The sequence below is a fragment of the Mesorhizobium sp. M0174 genome, assembly GCF_040322275.1.
GTDB lineage: Bacteria > Pseudomonadota > Alphaproteobacteria > Rhizobiales > Rhizobiaceae > Mesorhizobium.
In genome coordinates, this window is the sequence record NZ_JAMYTB010000019.1 from 67072 (window position 1) to 81796 (window position 14725).

13 protein-coding genes and 1 pseudogene are annotated in these 14725 nt (G+C 62.3%); 7 read left to right on the plus strand and 7 right to left on the minus strand.

Annotated features, from left to right (window positions below; translation table 11 throughout):
- A complete protein-coding gene (locus NKJ13_RS25505; RefSeq protein ID WP_352508874.1) occupies nucleotides 1-1233 on the plus strand; it encodes an FAD-dependent monooxygenase in 1233 nt (410 codons plus the stop codon).
- A gap of 15 nt (nucleotides 1234-1248) precedes the next feature.
- On the opposite strand, the gene NKJ13_RS25510 is transcribed toward NKJ13_RS25505, so the two are convergent.
- Nucleotides 1249-1920, minus strand: coding sequence for a TIGR02117 family protein (locus NKJ13_RS25510; RefSeq protein WP_352778733.1), 672 nt, complete (start codon nucleotides 1918-1920; stop codon nucleotides 1249-1251).
- Between the two features lie 104 nt (nucleotides 1921-2024).
- Between NKJ13_RS25510 and NKJ13_RS25515 the strand changes: the two genes are divergently transcribed.
- Both NKJ13_RS25515 and NKJ13_RS25520 read left to right on the plus strand, forming a co-directional pair.
- On the plus strand, nucleotides 2025-2288 hold the full coding sequence (locus NKJ13_RS25515; RefSeq protein WP_023719742.1) for a metal-sensing transcriptional repressor: 264 nt from the start codon (nucleotides 2025-2027) through the stop codon (nucleotides 2286-2288).
- A 5-nt stretch (nucleotides 2289-2293) separates the two neighbouring features.
- Nucleotides 2294-3247: pseudogene (locus NKJ13_RS25520) on the plus strand (cation diffusion facilitator family transporter); the annotation flags it as partial.
- A 94-nt stretch (nucleotides 3248-3341) separates the two neighbouring features.
- Here NKJ13_RS25520 and NKJ13_RS25525 read toward each other — a convergent pair.
- The 5 genes from NKJ13_RS25525 to NKJ13_RS25545 form a co-directional block, all read right to left on the minus strand.
- Complete coding sequence (locus tag NKJ13_RS25525) at nucleotides 3342-5258, minus strand: multicopper oxidase domain-containing protein (RefSeq protein ID WP_352740304.1); 1917 nt, start codon at nucleotides 5256-5258, stop codon at nucleotides 3342-3344.
- A gap of 257 nt (nucleotides 5259-5515) precedes the next feature.
- Complete coding sequence (locus NKJ13_RS25530; protein ID WP_031212005.1) at nucleotides 5516-6265, minus strand: amino acid ABC transporter ATP-binding protein; 750 nt, start codon at nucleotides 6263-6265, stop codon at nucleotides 5516-5518.
- 69 nt (nucleotides 6266-6334) lie between these two features.
- On the minus strand, nucleotides 6335-7492 hold the full coding sequence (locus NKJ13_RS25535; RefSeq protein ID WP_254820738.1) for an amino acid ABC transporter permease: 1158 nt from the start codon (nucleotides 7490-7492) through the stop codon (nucleotides 6335-6337).
- Nucleotides 7493-7496: 4 nt separating this feature from the next.
- Nucleotides 7497-8684, minus strand: coding sequence for an amino acid ABC transporter permease (locus tag NKJ13_RS25540; RefSeq protein WP_254820739.1), 1188 nt, complete (start codon nucleotides 8682-8684; stop codon nucleotides 7497-7499).
- A 63-nt stretch (nucleotides 8685-8747) separates the two neighbouring features.
- The gene (locus tag NKJ13_RS25545; RefSeq protein WP_254820740.1) at nucleotides 8748-9776 is read right to left on the minus strand and encodes an amino acid ABC transporter substrate-binding protein; all 1029 of its coding nucleotides are present in this window, start codon (nucleotides 9774-9776) and stop codon (nucleotides 8748-8750) included.
- Nucleotides 9777-10203: 427 nt separating this feature from the next.
- On the opposite strand from NKJ13_RS25545, the gene NKJ13_RS25550 reads away from it, so the two are divergent.
- The 4 genes from NKJ13_RS25550 to NKJ13_RS25565 all read left to right on the plus strand — a co-directional run bounded on the left by NKJ13_RS25550 (nucleotide 10204) and on the right by NKJ13_RS25565 (nucleotide 13245).
- Nucleotides 10204-11373, plus strand: coding sequence for a cystathionine beta-lyase (locus tag NKJ13_RS25550; RefSeq protein ID WP_352740306.1), 1170 nt, complete (start codon nucleotides 10204-10206; stop codon nucleotides 11371-11373).
- Between the two features lie 245 nt (nucleotides 11374-11618).
- Nucleotides 11619-12290 (plus strand): RNA polymerase sigma factor, encoded by a 672-nt coding sequence (locus tag NKJ13_RS25555; RefSeq protein ID WP_352740308.1) that lies wholly within the window; start codon nucleotides 11619-11621, stop codon nucleotides 12288-12290.
- 104 nt (nucleotides 12291-12394) lie between these two features.
- On the plus strand, nucleotides 12395-12919 hold the full coding sequence (locus NKJ13_RS25560) for a DUF4142 domain-containing protein (RefSeq protein ID WP_352740309.1): 525 nt from the start codon (nucleotides 12395-12397) through the stop codon (nucleotides 12917-12919).
- Between the two features lie 14 nt (nucleotides 12920-12933).
- Nucleotides 12934-13245 carry a cupredoxin domain-containing protein gene (locus tag NKJ13_RS25565; RefSeq protein WP_352508883.1) on the plus strand — a complete coding sequence of 104 codons (312 nt, stop codon included), beginning with the start codon at nucleotides 12934-12936 and terminating at the stop codon, nucleotides 13243-13245.
- Between the two features lie 106 nt (nucleotides 13246-13351).
- Here NKJ13_RS25565 and NKJ13_RS25570 read toward each other — a convergent pair whose 3' ends face one another.
- A complete protein-coding gene (locus NKJ13_RS25570; protein ID WP_352740311.1) occupies nucleotides 13352-14572 on the minus strand; it encodes an anion transporter in 1221 nt (406 codons plus the stop codon).
- Nucleotides 14573-14725: the final 153 nt, after the last annotated feature.

Consider the following 14725-nt stretch of genomic DNA (forward strand, 5'->3'; position numbering starts at 1 on the left):
ATGCGAGAAACGCAGTCCCGGCAGGTGGTCATCGCCGGGGCGGGCGTCGCCGGACTGACCGTGGCACTGGCCTTCGCCGAGCGCGGCTATCGGACAAAACTGTTCGAACAGGCGCAGCACCTCGAGGCTGCCGGTGCCGGCATCCAGCTTTCACCCAACGCGACATGCATCCTTCGACAATTCGGCCTACTCGATCGGCTGCTGCCGACGGCGGTGCGGCCGGAGGCGGTCGTGCTGAAGGATGCCGTCACGCTGCGCGAGCTGGCGCGCGTACCGCTTGGCCAGGCGGCTGAAACGCGCTGGGGAGCACCCTATCTCGTCGCCCACCGCGCCGACCTGCAGTCAGCGCTGATGGCGCGGATAGCCGAGCGCTCCGAGGTCGAGCTTGTCACTGGTGCCCGCGTCGGCGGCGTCGCAACCGGACCGAATGGCATCACCGCAACAGTCGAGATTGCCGGCACGACCATCGAAGCCGAAGGATCGTTGCTGGTCGGAGCCGATGGCGTCTGGTCGTCGGTGCGAGAAACGCTCGCCCGCAAGGCGGCCGATTTCCGGAGAAGCCGCTTCTCGGGCGAGCTTGCCTGGCGCGCAACGGTGGCCGCGGACAGCCTCGCCGGACAAGCCTTCAGGGTGATCGGAGCGCCCGATTGCGTTACCGCATTCCTCTATCCAGGCTTCCATATGGTCGCCTATCCGGTCAGCCGTGGCGCGGTCTTCAACCTCGCGGCCTTCACCAAGGGCGAGCGCATCGCCGAGAACTGGTCGGGGCATGCCGACCCCGCCATCCTCGCCAACGCCATGCGCGGTACCGCGCCGGCGCTGGTCCGTCTGGCGAGCGAGGCCGCGCCATGGACGGCATGGCCGATCCATACCGTCGAGCAGCGGCGGTGGACGACGCCGGAGGGCATAGCGCTGATTGGCGATGCGGCGCATGCGATGACGCCGTTTGCCGCACAGGGAGCGGCGATGGCGATCGAAGACACGGTAACCCTTGCCGGTTTCGTTGCCAGCTCGCCTGCCGACCTCAGCAGCGCGCTTGTCGCCTGGGAACAGGCGCGGCGGCCGCGCGTATCCCAGGTCGCCCGCCGCGGCGCCCTCAACCGCCTCGCCTGGCATGCGGCCGGGCCGGTGGCGATGGCCCGCAACCTGTTCCTGGCGATGCGCTCACCCGAAAAACTCGCCGCTGATCTGGACTGGCTCTATGGCTGGCGGGCGGACGCTCGGCGGTCCTAAGTCATCGGAGCCTTGTCAATTGTAAAGCCGCATCGACAGGCTAAGCGAGGCCGGCAGCGGGTTCCACCAGCCGGTGCGCAGGCCGGCGGTGCGCAGTGCCGCCGCCGCCCAGGTGTTGCAGCCGACCAGCGCGTTGAAATGGCCATTGGCTTCGAAGAAACGATCGAAACGGGAGTAGGCCGCATCCTCGATCGGCATGGCCCCGTTCGGTCCCTGCTGAAAACTCGCTGCAATGAAATCGAGCAGCGCCGCAAAGCGTTCCTCACTTACGTCGAAGCCGGCGACGTCGGGATGCGGCTCGGCGATTTCGCCTGAAATGTCGACATGCATCACCGAGGCATCGACGGTCAGCGCCTTCATCACCGGCACTGCCTTCAGTTCCGACCAGGTCGGCGTCTCGAGATAGAAGGCGCGGCCGCCCCAGCCGAAGACGATGTAGCGGACCTCCGCCATGTCGGCCGGAATGCCGGCATCGACCAGGAAGTGGAAGCGCCGGCGCACATCGTCGTCGACCGGGATGGCGATGTCGGTGTGGATCGGATTTTTCAGCACCACGATGCGGTGGCTTGCGCCGATCGGATCGGCAGCGGCCGCCGGCCAGAGCGGGCGCGGCAGCAGCGCGCCCAGCGCCACCGCAAGGACTGCTGCAACGACCAGCAGGTCGAGAAAACGAGCAAGCTTCTTCATGGGGAAGGCATAGGCCAAGCAATGTTCAAGGTGAAGCCTCTCCGGAAATTGCACAGCTGACTTAGCGCTTGACGCGTATCCTCCCGGGGAGGATATGCAGAGGCATGTCAGATCACCTCCACGCTTCGCATCCTTCTATCATAAAGCGCCTGAAGCGCGCGCAAGGCCACCTCGCGGCGGTGCTGGCGATGATCGAGGCGCATCGCCCTTGCGTTGATCTGGCGCAGCAGCTTCATGCCGTCGAACGGGCCATCAGCAGCGCCAAGCGCGAGCTGATCAATGATCACATCGAGCATTGCCTGACGGACAGCGTCGAAACCGGCGGCAACTCGCTGGCGGAACTCAAGCAGCTGGCGAAATATCTATGAATGCCATCGTAGCCCGCATTCTGGAATGGCTCGGGTTCGGCTCGCACGCCGCACATCATCACGGCGATCACGGTCCGCACGGCCACAGCCATGGCGTCATCGATGCGACAATTGCCACCACCGATCGGGGCATCTGGGCAATCAAATGGTCGTTCGTGATCCTGGCGATCACCGCAGCATTGCAGATGGTCGTGGTTGTGCTGTCGGGGAGCGTGGCATTGCTGGCCGATACGATCCATAACATCGGCGATGCGACCACGGCGATCCCGCTATGGATTGCGTTCGTGCTGGCGCGGCGCAAGCCGTCGCGGACCTTCACCTATGGCTTGGGCCGGGTCGAGGATCTGGCCGGCATCATCATCGTGCTCATCATCCTGTTCAGCGCTGTAGTCGCCGCCTACCAAGCCATCGACAGGCTGATCAATCCACAAGCGGTGACGCACCTGGGCTGGCTGGCGGCGGCGGGCATTGTCGGCTTCCTCGGCAACGAGGCGGTTGCCGTGTTCCGTATCCGCGTCGGCCGCGAAATCAACAGCGCGGCACTGATTGCCGACGGCTATCACGCCCGCACCGACGGACTTACCAGCCTTGCCGTGGTCATCGGAGCCACCGGCGTCTGGCTTGGCTTTTCCTTGGCCGACCCGATTGTCGGCCTGCTGATCACGATTGCGATCTTCGGTATCGTCTGGCAATCGGCCCGCTCGGTGCTGACCCGCGTGCTGGATGGAATCGAACCCGGTGTGATGGATGAAATCCGACATGCCGCCGAGCACGTTCCGGGCGCACGCATTGTCGATGCCAAGGCGCGCTGGATCGGTCATAGATTGCACGCCGACATCGCAATTGCCGCAGACGAAACCCTGCCGCTGTCGGAAGCGAATAACATCGCGGCGGCGCTGAAGGACGAACTGTCCCAGCATATGCCGGCCTTGGCTACGGCGAATGTGCGGTTTTCAACCGAACGTGGAGAGAACGACCATCCTCACCCTCACGAGACGTGCATGACGAAAACCACGGCCACGAGCACTGAAGGTCCCTTTTAGACGGCTACGGTCAGGTGACATCGATGACGACCATCAGCCCGCCGCCGCCCTTCTCCTCGACATTGTTGTTCGTGGTGTGATGCGGGATGTGGCAATGGATCAGCCATTTGCCCGGACGCTGCGCCTTCCAGATCACGTCGTAGCGCTGACCCGGCCCGACATTGACCGTATCGGCAAGGAAACGACCGGGGGCAGGGATCGTTTCGCCGTCGCGGGCAACGACCTCGAACGGTCCGCCATGGATATGCATCGGATGGATGAAGCCGTTGTTGGTGCCGATGAGCCGCACCTTGAGCGTCTCGCCAACCTTCATCGGGATCGTCTCGGTCGAGGGATAGGCCTTGCCGTTGATGGTGAAGAAATTCGGCATGCCGCCGTCCATCGGCATCGACGGGTAGGTCAGCCCTTCTCGCACCAGCCATTCCTGAAGCTCGATGACGTAATCCTGGTCGGCCGCGACCTCGTCGGCGGGATTGGCGGGATCGATGATCAGCGCACCGTAGAGGCCGAGCGCCTGGGTTCGGTCCGGCTTGGCATGTGGGTGATAGAAATAGGTTCCGTGCTGGGTTGCGGTGAATTCGTATGAATAGGATTGCCCGGGCTCGATCGGCGCCTGCGTGATCTCGGCCGGTCCATCCATCTGGTTCGGCAAGATCATCCCGTGCCAATGGATGGTCGTTTCCTCAGGCAGGCCGTTGGTGACGTTGATCCTGACCCGATCGCCCTGGCGAACGTGAATTCGCGGACCAGGAATCTGGCCGTTATAGGCATAGGCGTCGACCGCAACGTCCGGCAGGATCTGCCAGCGGACCACTGAAGGCCTGAGCTCGAATACCTTGACGCCTTTCTCAACTCGAAACGGCAGGTCCTGGTCACCCCTTGTCGACAGACCATAAGAGGCGGCCACGAGGCGCGGATCGGTGGCGGCCATGTCGCGCATTGCGTCGGCCGGCGTGTCGCGATCCATGATCATGCCTCGCGGCATGATCACCCCGCCGACGTCGCGTGCCGACAGCGTCAGGTTCAGCCAGTTCGCCGGCGCGATCATGCCGATGCCGAGCGCCAGCAGGGAGACGGCACCTAGGGCAGCGACCTGCGGCGTCGTGGCATCTGTCTCCATGTGATGGCCGCCGCCTTTGCCTTTGTGGGAAGCCATATCGTGGCGCTGCCCGCGATGGCCGCTGGCGTCGGCCTGCTGCATTTGCATCTGCGCATGTTGCCTCGTGGCAGGCTGCTCCCGGCCATCGATGCCGGCTGCCTGCGCGCGCTGCGTCATCAGCCCATGCTTCAGCCCCCGGGCGACCAGCCAGACATTGGCCGGGTAGGCAAGCGCAAAGCCGGCGATGACGCCGATCGACATCACGCCCCAGAACAACAGCTCCGTCGGTTCCATCGCGCGCATGTCGCGGCCCATCATCAGGAAGCTCATGACCGGTGCCATGCCGGCCATCATGAAGTTCATGGAGATGAACTCGGGCAGGAAGCTCTTGCGCACGTTCTCCCAATAGGTGCCGCCCATCATCGATTTCATGAACAGCGATTGGAAGATGAACAGGCCGAAGGCAAAGCCGGCCAGATATTCGACAATCAGGTCGATCCACATCGGCAGGCCGAGCGCCGCCGTGACGGCGGCGGCAAGAATGATGCCGGTGGCATCGCCGGCGACGCAGTGGATTGTGGAGCCGACGCCCTGCTTCCAGAGCGGCCGGGTGAAGAGTTCATGCTCGCCGGGCCGGGGCTCCTTGTCGGCGAGCACGTAGAGCAGCAAGCCGAGCGGACCCATATAGAGGGTGACCAGAATGAAGCCCCATTTCATCACCACCGGCTCGGGATTGTTGCGATATTGGTCGAAGCCGACATAAAGCGTCGAAGCCAGCGCCAGCGCGAACCAGACGACGAGGAAATAATCGATCGGTTGGATGAGCATCAGGATGAACCCGTGACCTGCCGCCGCACGCGCCCACGCGGCTCGCTATACAACTCCCAATGGCAATGAACGCAGCCGGCGCGCTTATGATCCGCGCCGGCCTTAGTTACCAGGTTGCAACGTGACCACTCGAACGACCTGAAGCACGCTTGCTATCTTCTCGCGCAGCGCACGGTCAGCGCTCGTCGAATACGCGCGAAGCCAGCAAGACAGAGAGGCTTGATCCGCCGCTCTTGTCCCGAACCCGGGGTACAGGATCAGTGCAGGATCTGCGACAGGAACAGCTTCGTGCGCTCATGGCGCGGGTGGTCGAAGAACTCGGCCGGCGTGTTCTGCTCGACGATCTGGCCTTGGTCCATGAAGATCACCCGGTTGGCGACTTTGCGCGCAAAGCCCATCTCGTGGGTGACGCAGAGCATGGTCATGCCTTCCTCCGCCAGCCCGACCATCGTCTCCAGCACTTCCTTGATCATTTCCGGATCGAGAGCCGAGGTCGGCTCATCGAACAGCATGATGCGCGGGTTCATGCACAGCGAGCGGGCGATCGCCACGCGCTGTTGCTGGCCGCCGGAAAGCTGGCCGGGATATTTGTTGGCCTGTTCCGGGATCTTGACGCGCTTGAGGAAATGCATGGCGATTTCCTCGGCCTGCTTGCGCGGCATCTTGCGCACCCAGATCGGCGCCAGCGTGCAATTCTCCAGAATGGTCAGATGCGGGAACAGGTTGAAGTGCTGGAACACCATGCCGACCTCACGGCGCACCTCGTCGATCTTCTTCAGATCGTTGGTCAGTTCCTTGCCGTCGACGATGATCTTGCCCTTCTGATGTTCCTCCAGCCGGTTGATGCAGCGGATCATCGTCGATTTGCCGGAGCCCGACGGGCCGCAGATGACGATCCGCTCGCCGCGCATCACCTTTAGATTGATGTCCTTCAGCACATGGAATTCGCCGTACCATTTGTGCATGGCGATGATGTCGATGGCGACATCGGTGGTGGAAATGTGCATCTTGGCGGCATTGACCTTGATCTCTTCCGCGCTGACGGCGTTTTCTATGGCCATGACAAGGTCCCCTTTTTAGCGTTTGTGGCCGGTGTCGAGACGGCGTTCCGTGTACATTGAATAGCGCGACATGCCGAAGCAGAACAGCCAGAAGATGAATGCCGCGAACACCAGGCCGGATCTGGCCGTCTGCGGCGTCGCCCAATTGGCGTCGGAGAAGTTCTGCTTGACGATGCCGAGGAGGTCGAACATCGAGATGACGATGACCAGGCTGGTGTCCTTGAACATGCCGATGAAGGTGTTGACGATGCCGGGAATGACCAGCTTCAGCGCCTGCGGCATGACGACCAGGCCCATCTTCTGCCAGTAGCTGAGGCCGAGCGAATCGGCGCCCTCATACTGGCCTTTGGGGATCGCCTGCAGGCCGCCACGCACCACTTCGGCCATGTAGGCGGCGGCAAACAGCGACACGCCGATCAGCGCGCGCAGGAACTTGTCGAAGCTGACGCCGGCCGGCAGGAACAGCGGCAGCATCACGCTGGCAAAGAACAGCACCGTAATCAGCGGGATGCCGCGTACCGTCTCGATGAAGATCACGCACAGCAGCTTGACGATCGGCATGTTCGAGCGCCGGCCGAGCGCCAGCACGATGCCGATCGGCAGCGACACGGCAATGCCGACGAAGGACAGGCTGAGCGTCACCAGCAGTCCACCCCAACGCGACGTCTCGACATGCGGCAGGCCGAATATGCCGCCGACCAACAGAACGAAGGCGACGACCGGCAGTACGAGAAAGAGAAGAATGGCATTCAGCCCCTTGCGCGGTACGCGCGGAATGAGCAGCGGCACCAACAGTGCCACGAACAGGATGGCCACCACGATCGGCCGCCAACGCTCCTCGATAGGATAGGTGCCGAACATGAACTGGCCGAACTTGGCGTTGACGAATGCCCAGCAAGCACCGGTCCAGCCATCCGGCTGGATGCCGCCTTGCGCCACGGTGGCGCAGACCGAGCGGTCCGGTCCGGTCCACTGGGCGTTGATGAAGGCCCAATTGATGATTTGGGGCAGGATCATAGCGACCAGCGCGATGCCGACGATGGTGAGAATGGCGTCGCCCGTGGTGGCAATCAGGTTCTTGCGGATCCAGGCGGTGAGGCCACGCTCGCTCGACGGCGCCGGTTGGGCCAGCGCCATCTCCGTCCGCACCCAGGACATGTCGTGTTCCTGCATGGTCCTACCTCTCCACCAGCGCCATCCTGGCATTGACGACGTTCATGATCGCCGACGTGATCAGGCTTAGCGCGAGATAGACAGCCATCATGATCACCACGCCTTCAACCGCCTGCCCGGTCTGGTTCAAGACAGTGCCGGCAGTCGCCGTCAGGTCCGGATAGCCGATGGCGATGGCGAGTGAAGAGTTCTTGGTCAAGTTCAGATACTGGCTGGTCAGCGGCGGAATAACGATCCGCATCGCCTGCGGCACGACGACAAGCCTGAGGATCGATCCCGAGCGCAGCCCAAGTGCCGCGGCCGCCTCGGTCTGGCCCGTGCTGACGCCCCTGATGCCGGCGCGCACGATCTCGGCGATGAAGGCGGCCGTATAGCAGGACAACGCCAGATAGAGTGACAGGAACTCCGGTCTGACCTGAAAGCCACCGACCAGGTTGAAAGTCGATTGCTTCGGGAATTCGAAGCTCAGAGGAAAGCCGCTCAGCGCGTAGGCCAGCAGCGGCAGGCCGACAATCAACGCTATCGATGTCCAGAGCACCGGGAATGGCTGACCCGTCGCCATCTGCCGCTGCCGCGCCTTGCGGGCGACGAACCAGGCCATGGCAATGCCGAGGAGCAGGGCGACCAGGATCAGCCAGGAGCCCTCGCCCCAGACAGCGCGCGGAAAATAGAAGCCGCGCTGGTTGAGAAAGGAGCCGAACGGCAAATTAATGCTCTCGCGCGGCGGCGGCAGCACGGCTAGCACGCCGGAATACCAGAAGAAGATGACCAGCAGCGGCGGGATATTGCGGAAGACCTCGACATAGACCGTGCAGATCTTCCTGATCAGCCAGTTGCGCGACAGTCGGCCAATGCCGACGATGAAACCGATGATGCTGGCAGTAATAATGCCGACGACAGCCACGATCACGGTGTTGATGAAGCCGACCAGGATGGCTCGGAAATAAGTCGAATCCGACGAATAAGCTATGGCGCTTTCGCTAATGTCGAAGCCGGCGCGGCCCTTGAGAAAGCCGAAACCGGAAGCGATGTGCAAGCGCGTCAGATTGACGATGACATTGTGGGTAACCCACCAGACCCCCGCTACCAGCAGGACGAGGACCAGCGCTTGAAAGAATATACCGCGGACACGAGGATCATTAATGAGAGAACCGCGGCTTGGCCCCTCGCGAAGAACTTCCTGCGATGCCATTCGACAGTCCCCTGGAAAGAGAGACCGGAAGGCAGACGATCTGCCTTCCGAATCCATTTTCGATCAGCGGATCGGCGGAGCGTATTGCAGACCACCCTTGGTCCACAGCGCGTTGATGCCGCGCGCGATCTTCAGCGGGCTGCCCGAGCCGACATTGCGCTCGAACATCTCGCCGTAATTGCCGACGGCCTTGACGATGTTGACGACCCAGTCATTAGAGACGCCGAGATCGGTGCCGATCTTGGTGTCGGCTTCCTGGCCGAGCACGCGCTTGATCTCGGGACTGTCCGAGTTCTTCATCTCGTCGACATTGGCCTTGGTGATGCCGAGTTCCTCGGCGTCGAGCAACGCGAAATAGGTCCACTTGACGATGTGGTACCATTGGTCGTCGCCCTGGCGTACGGCCGGCCCAAGCGGTTCCTTGGAGATGATCTCGGGCAACACGACGTGGTCGGCCGGCGCACCGAGTGTCAGGCGGATGCCATAAAGACCCGACTGGTCGGTGGTGTATACGTCGCAGCGGCCGGCGTCATAGGCGGCGTTAACCTCTTCCAGCTTTTCGAAGACGACAGGATTGTACTCCATCTTGTTCGACTTGAAATAGTCGGCAAGGTTGAGCTCGGTCGTGGTACCGCTCTGCACGCAGACCGCCGCGCCCGAAAGCTGCAGCGCCGAGTTCACGCCCGGAAGCTTCTTGGCGTTGATCATGAAGCCCTGGCCGTCATAATAAGTCGTGCCGATGAAGTTCAGGCCGAGTGCGGTGTCGCGATTGATGGTCCAGGTGGTATTGCGCGACAGGATGTCGATCTCGCCCGACTGCAGAGCGGTAAACCGCTCCTTGGCACTGAGCGGCGTAAACTTCACCTTGGTGCCATCGCCGAACACGGCGGCCGCCACAGCGCGACAGAAGTCCGCGTCGATGCCTTGCCACTCACCCTTGTCGTCCGGCGCCGAGAAGCCGGCCAGACCGGTCGAGACGCCGCATTGGATGAAGCCCTTCGCTTTGACATCGTCGAGCGTGGCCGCCGAAGCCGCCGAAGCCGCGAATCCAAACGCGGCGGCGCCCAAAACGCCGATTGCAATGTGTTTCATGACCCACAGACCCTTTTCTGTTTTTTCCAGGCGAACCTGACTTTTTCCCGTGTGAACGCAGCTATGTATCCCGGCCCATTACCGGAATCGCGCATCGTAACCGACGCGCTGCCTCCCATTCACGAACAACATCGAAGGCGATTATTCCTGTGAGGTCAAGGGAAATGACCAAATCCGAAAGACTTTGAAAACCAACCGCCTGAAATGCCTGAAATTGCAGACAAACGCGCTCGCAAATTGGTCAGCGCGCCAATTAAGCCGGCAAAGTCCGACCGTGACTTGCCAAGCGCACCTGGCAGCCGTTCAGAGGATCTACGGCGCATTGCTGAATTGGCATATTCAAGACCTTGGCCTGGCGAGTGCGGTGCGGTTGCGCGGCCAATGCCGCCGCACTATGGCTAACGACCAATCCATGGGACGAAAAGCAATGGCAAAAGACGACAGCGAGATGGGCGTCAACACGCGGCTCGCCCATTCCGGCAACAACCCGCATGACTATTTCGGCTTCGTCAATCCGCCGGTGGTGCATGCCTCGACCGTGCTCTATCCCAATGCGGCGGCGATGGCTTCACGCAGCCAGAGATACACCTACGGCACGCGCGGCACGCCGACCACCGATGCGCTGAACAGCGCGATCGATGCGCTGGAAGGTTCGGCAGGCACGGTCGCGGTACCGTCCGGCCTGGCGGCGGTGACGCTGCCGCTGCTCGCCTTCCTGTCGGCCGGCGATCATCTGCTGATCGTCGATTCCGTTTATCATCCGACCCGCAACTTCGCCGACACGATGCTGAAGCGGCTGGGCATCGAGGTCGAGTATTACGAACCGCGCATCGGCGCCGGCATCGCGGCGCTGATCAAGCCCAACACCAAGGTGGTGTTCACCGAATCGCCGGCCTCCAACACTTTCGAGGTGCAGGACATACCGGCCATCGCCAAGGCAGCACATGCCGCCGGCGCCATCGTCATGATGGACAACACCTGGGCGACGCCGCTCTACTTCCGCCCGCTCGACCACGGCGTCGACATCTCCATCCACGCGGCGACGAAATACCCGGCCGGCCATTCCGACGTGCTGCTCGGCACGGTGTCGGCCAATGCAGCTTGCTGGAATCAGCTTTGCGAGACGTTCAACACGATGGGCTGCTGCGCCGGACCGGACGACGTCTACCAGGTGCTGCGCGGCCTGCGCACGATGGGCGTGCGGCTGGAGCATCATCAAAAGAGCGCGCTTTCCCTCGCCGGCTGGCTGGAGGGTCAGCCGGGCGTAGCGCAGGTGCTGCATCCGGGGCTGCCCAGTCATCCCGACCACGCTATGTGGAAGCGCGATTTTTGCGGATCGAGCGGCATCTTCTCGATCGTTCTCGCGGGCGGCGGACAGAAGCAGCAGCACGCCTTCCTCGACGCGTTGAGGTTTTTCGGCCTCGGCTATTCCTGGGGCGGCTATGAGAGCCTTGCCGTGCCGGTATTCCTTGGCGACCGCACAATCGCCAAGGGCCCGTATGACGGGCCGCTGGTGCGCCTGCAGATCGGGCTCGAGGATGTCGAGGATTTGAAGGCCGACCTGGCGCGCGGGCTGGCGGCGGCCGCTGAGGCCTGAGCCAGCACCATTCCAGACTGAGTCAGAAAATCGGCGTAACAGCCTGGAAAAATTGCGATCCTGAGCGATATCACGGCGACCGATCGGTCGACTCTACAAAACAGGGGCGGCAGTGTGGTGAAGGCGGTAGAATAGTCTCTGCCAGTCCTTGAAACGGATCGAGGTTGGCCGGCGGGATCGGTCGGGAACCTTTTGTCGGCCGATGCATCCAATGTCGCGATGAGAAGCCTATCAGGAGATCGGCCATGCCTGCTGCGTTGACGGCAACGCCCGCCGCTTCCGGCGATATGCAGCTTGTCGGCCGCGCGCTGGCACGTGATGGCGATGCATTTCGCACCATCATCAAGACGCACAACCAAAGGCTCTACCGCATCGCCCGCGGTGTTGTGCGGAACGACAGCGAGGCCGAGGACATCGTCCAGGAGGCATACGTCAGCGCCTTTGCCCATCTCGAGTCCTTTCGCGGCGATGCCTCGCTCGCCACATGGCTGTCGCGTATCGTCATCAACGAAGCCCTCGGCCGCTTGCGCAACAGGCGGCGAATGGTAGCGATGCCTGAAAACCCGCAAGCCGAAATCATCCGGTTTCCCCTCAACCCGAGCGACGATCCGGAGCGGACGATGGCGCAACGGCAGATCCTTGAGCTTGTCGAACGGGCAACCGACAGTCTGCCCGATGTCTACCGGATCGTGTTCGTGGCGCGCGTCATCGAGGGATTGAGCATCGAGGAGACCGCCGAACTGCTTGGCGTGCGACCAGAAACCATCAAGACGCGGCTGCACCGCGCCCGCGCGCTGGTGCGCAAGGCGCTGGACGACCAGATCGGCCCGGTGCTGCTCGACGCCTTTCCGTTCGCGGGCCGGCGCTGCGAACGGCTGACCAATGCCGTGATGCAGCGGCTTGGTCTTTCCGGATAGGCCGCACCGATTTTCGCGGGAACGTTTTCCCGTGTCCTGCATCCAATGAGCATCACCGAAAACGAAGCCCGATGCAGTTCCGCGTCGGGACGAAGGAGAGCATCATGTTTATTCGATCGACCACGGCACTGGCCGCAATTTTCCTGCTTGGCGCAGCGCCCTCGTCGCAAGCTGCCGACAAACCGACCGATACGCAGATCGCACATATCGCCTACACAGCGGGCGTGCTTGACGTCGAGGCGGCCAAGCAGGCGCTGAAGAAATCCAAGAACAAGGAAGTCGTGGATTTCGCCAAGGACATGGTGCGAGATCACGAGGCGGTCAACAAACAGGCTCTCGACCTAGTCAAGAAGCTCAAGGTCACGCCTGAGGACAATCCGACGAGCAAGGCGCTGACCAAGGCGGCGGCCGAGGAACGTGCCAAGCTTGCCAAGCTCAAGGGTGCGGCTTTCGACAAGGCCTATGTCGCCAGCGAGGTGGCCTACCACAAGCAGGTCAATGGCGCGCTCGAAACTCTGCTGATCCCGTCCGCCAGCAACGCCGAGCTGAAAAGCCTGCTGGAAACCGGCCTGAAAATATTCCAGGGCCACGAACAGCACGCCGAACACGTCGCCGGCATGCTGAAGTGAGGATCGAGCCAATGATGTCGCGGCGGCATCTGTGGGTTGCTCTGGCATTGGCCATGGGTGCCGCGCCGGCCAAGGCCGAAACCATCGAGGTGACGATCGAGAAGCTTGTGTTTTCGCCGGCGAAAATCGAGGCGAAGGTCGGCGACACGATCAGGTGGGTAAACAAGGACGTGTTCGCCCACACGGCAACCGTCAACGGCGCCTGGGAAGTGATGATCCCGCCGAAGAAGGCGGCGAGCCTGACGGTGAAGAAGGCGGAATCGGTCGATTATTTCTGCCGTTTCCATCCCAACATGAAAGGCCATCTGACGGTGACATCGCCCTGACCGGCTAATGCATGCCGCGCAAAGGTGTGCAGCGGTTTTGCGATAACGACATGATGAAAAAGAGCCTAATGCGCGCCGCATGAGGTCGGTCGAATGCGACGCGCTTCTAGGCCGCCAGCCATGCCGTCCCGGCAAGAAGGGTGACCAGCGTCAACGGCAGGCCGACCTTGAAGAAGGCGATGAAGCCCAGCGGTTTGCCGGAGACCCGCGCGTGCTCGGCAACGATCAGATTGGCGACCGAGCCGAGCAACGTGAAATTGCCGGCCAGCGTCGAGCTCATGGCGACGACCAGCCAGGCCCGCTCGGGGTTTTCCAGTCCGGGCACGAACGGCTTCAGCGCCAGCACGGCCGGGACATTGCTCATGATGTTGGACAGCACCGCGGTGAAGCCGGACAGCCGCCACACATCATTCAGCCCAAGGTCTTTTGCCGAAGCGACGATGTCGGGCGTAAGCAGCGTCTTCTCGGCTCCGGCGACGACGATGAATAGCCCGGCGAACATGAACAGCAGCGGCCCATCGATCTCGCGATAGATGCGCTCAGGTTTGATGGCGCGGGTCAGCAACAGAATCGCACCGCCGATCAGCGCCGCCTTGGCAACCGGAACGCCGGCAAAGAAGGCGATGGCCAAACCGATACAGACGACCACCGCCTTCAGCACCTGCCCCGGCAGCATGCGGCCTCGGTAGACTTCGGGGCTGAGCTCGGCCTTGCGCGAAAATTCGGCATGGTAGACGATGCGAATGATGACGATGACGGCGACGAGGCCGGACAGGGCCACCGGCGCAAGCGCCGCCGAGAAGGCCGGATAGGAAATCCCCGACAGGGCGCCGATGACCATGTTCTGCGGATTGCCGGTGATGGTCGCGACACTGCCGCAATTGGATGCGGTCGCCGTGGCGATCAGGTAGGGAACCGGGTTGCGGTTGATGACGCGGGTGACATGGACGACGATCGGCGCCATGACCAGGCAGATAGCGTCGTTGACGAGGAATGCCGACAGGACGCCGGTCAACAGCGTCACCATCACCAGCAGCATGAACGGCGCATGCGCATGCTCGATGGCGAACCCGCCGAGCGCGCGGAAGGCGCCGGACACTTTCAGATGCGCCACGACGATCATCATGCCGAGCAGAAGCGTGATGGTGTCGAAGCTGATGGCGCGGTAGGCGTCTTCCATGTCGAGCGCGCCGATGGCGATCATCGCCGCGCCGCCGAGCAGTGCTATCCCTGCCCGGTCGAGGCGCAGCCCGGGTACCCTGCCGACAGCAACGCCGGCATAGGTCAGGACAAGGATCAGCAGCGCCGCCGCGCCCATCGCTGTCATGTGTTGGAAATCCTGTGCGACTGGCGAGTGAACCTGTCCGGAATGGACCTGTGAGCGGCCCGAGACATAGGTGACGATTTGTACCGGACACATAGGTAACACTTTTCGGTTTTTGCCGGGAGGTGTTGATGCCGTGGAGAGAGTGTTCGGTGA

Bases quoted from the DNA above. Each gene is read 5' to 3' on its own strand.
- NKJ13_RS25535 (WP_254820738.1), bottom strand. From the start codon at position 7,492: ATGCAGGAACACGACATGTCCTGGGTGCGGACGGAGATGGCGCTGGCC.
- NKJ13_RS25550 (WP_352740306.1), top strand. From the start codon at position 10,204: ATGGCAAAAGACGACAGCGAGATGGGCGTCAACACGCGGCTCGCCCAT.
- NKJ13_RS25545 (WP_254820740.1), bottom strand. From the start codon at position 9,776: ATGAAACACATTGCAATCGGCGTTTTGGGCGCCGCCGCGTTTGGATTC.
- NKJ13_RS25530 (WP_031212005.1), bottom strand. From the start codon at position 6,265: ATGCACATTTCCACCACCGATGTCGCCATCGACATCATCGCCATGCAC.
- NKJ13_RS25570 (WP_352740311.1), bottom strand. From the start codon at position 14,572: ATGACAGCGATGGGCGCGGCGGCGCTGCTGATCCTTGTCCTGACCTAT.
- NKJ13_RS25540 (WP_254820739.1), bottom strand. From the start codon at position 8,684: ATGGCATCGCAGGAAGTTCTTCGCGAGGGGCCAAGCCGCGGTTCTCTC.
- NKJ13_RS25525 (WP_352740304.1), bottom strand. From the start codon at position 5,258: ATGCTCATCCAACCGATCGATTATTTCCTCGTCGTCTGGTTCGCGCTG.
- NKJ13_RS25510 (WP_352778733.1), bottom strand. From the start codon at position 1,920: ATGAAGAAGCTTGCTCGTTTTCTCGACCTGCTGGTCGTTGCAGCAGTC.
- NKJ13_RS25555 (WP_352740308.1), top strand. From the start codon at position 11,619: ATGCCTGCTGCGTTGACGGCAACGCCCGCCGCTTCCGGCGATATGCAG.
- NKJ13_RS25505 (WP_352508874.1), top strand. From the start codon at position 1: ATGCGAGAAACGCAGTCCCGGCAGGTGGTCATCGCCGGGGCGGGCGTC.
- NKJ13_RS25565 (WP_352508883.1), top strand. From the start codon at position 12,934: ATGTCGCGGCGGCATCTGTGGGTTGCTCTGGCATTGGCCATGGGTGCC.
- NKJ13_RS25560 (WP_352740309.1), top strand. From the start codon at position 12,395: ATGTTTATTCGATCGACCACGGCACTGGCCGCAATTTTCCTGCTTGGC.
- NKJ13_RS25515 (WP_023719742.1), top strand. From the start codon at position 2,025: ATGTCAGATCACCTCCACGCTTCGCATCCTTCTATCATAAAGCGCCTG.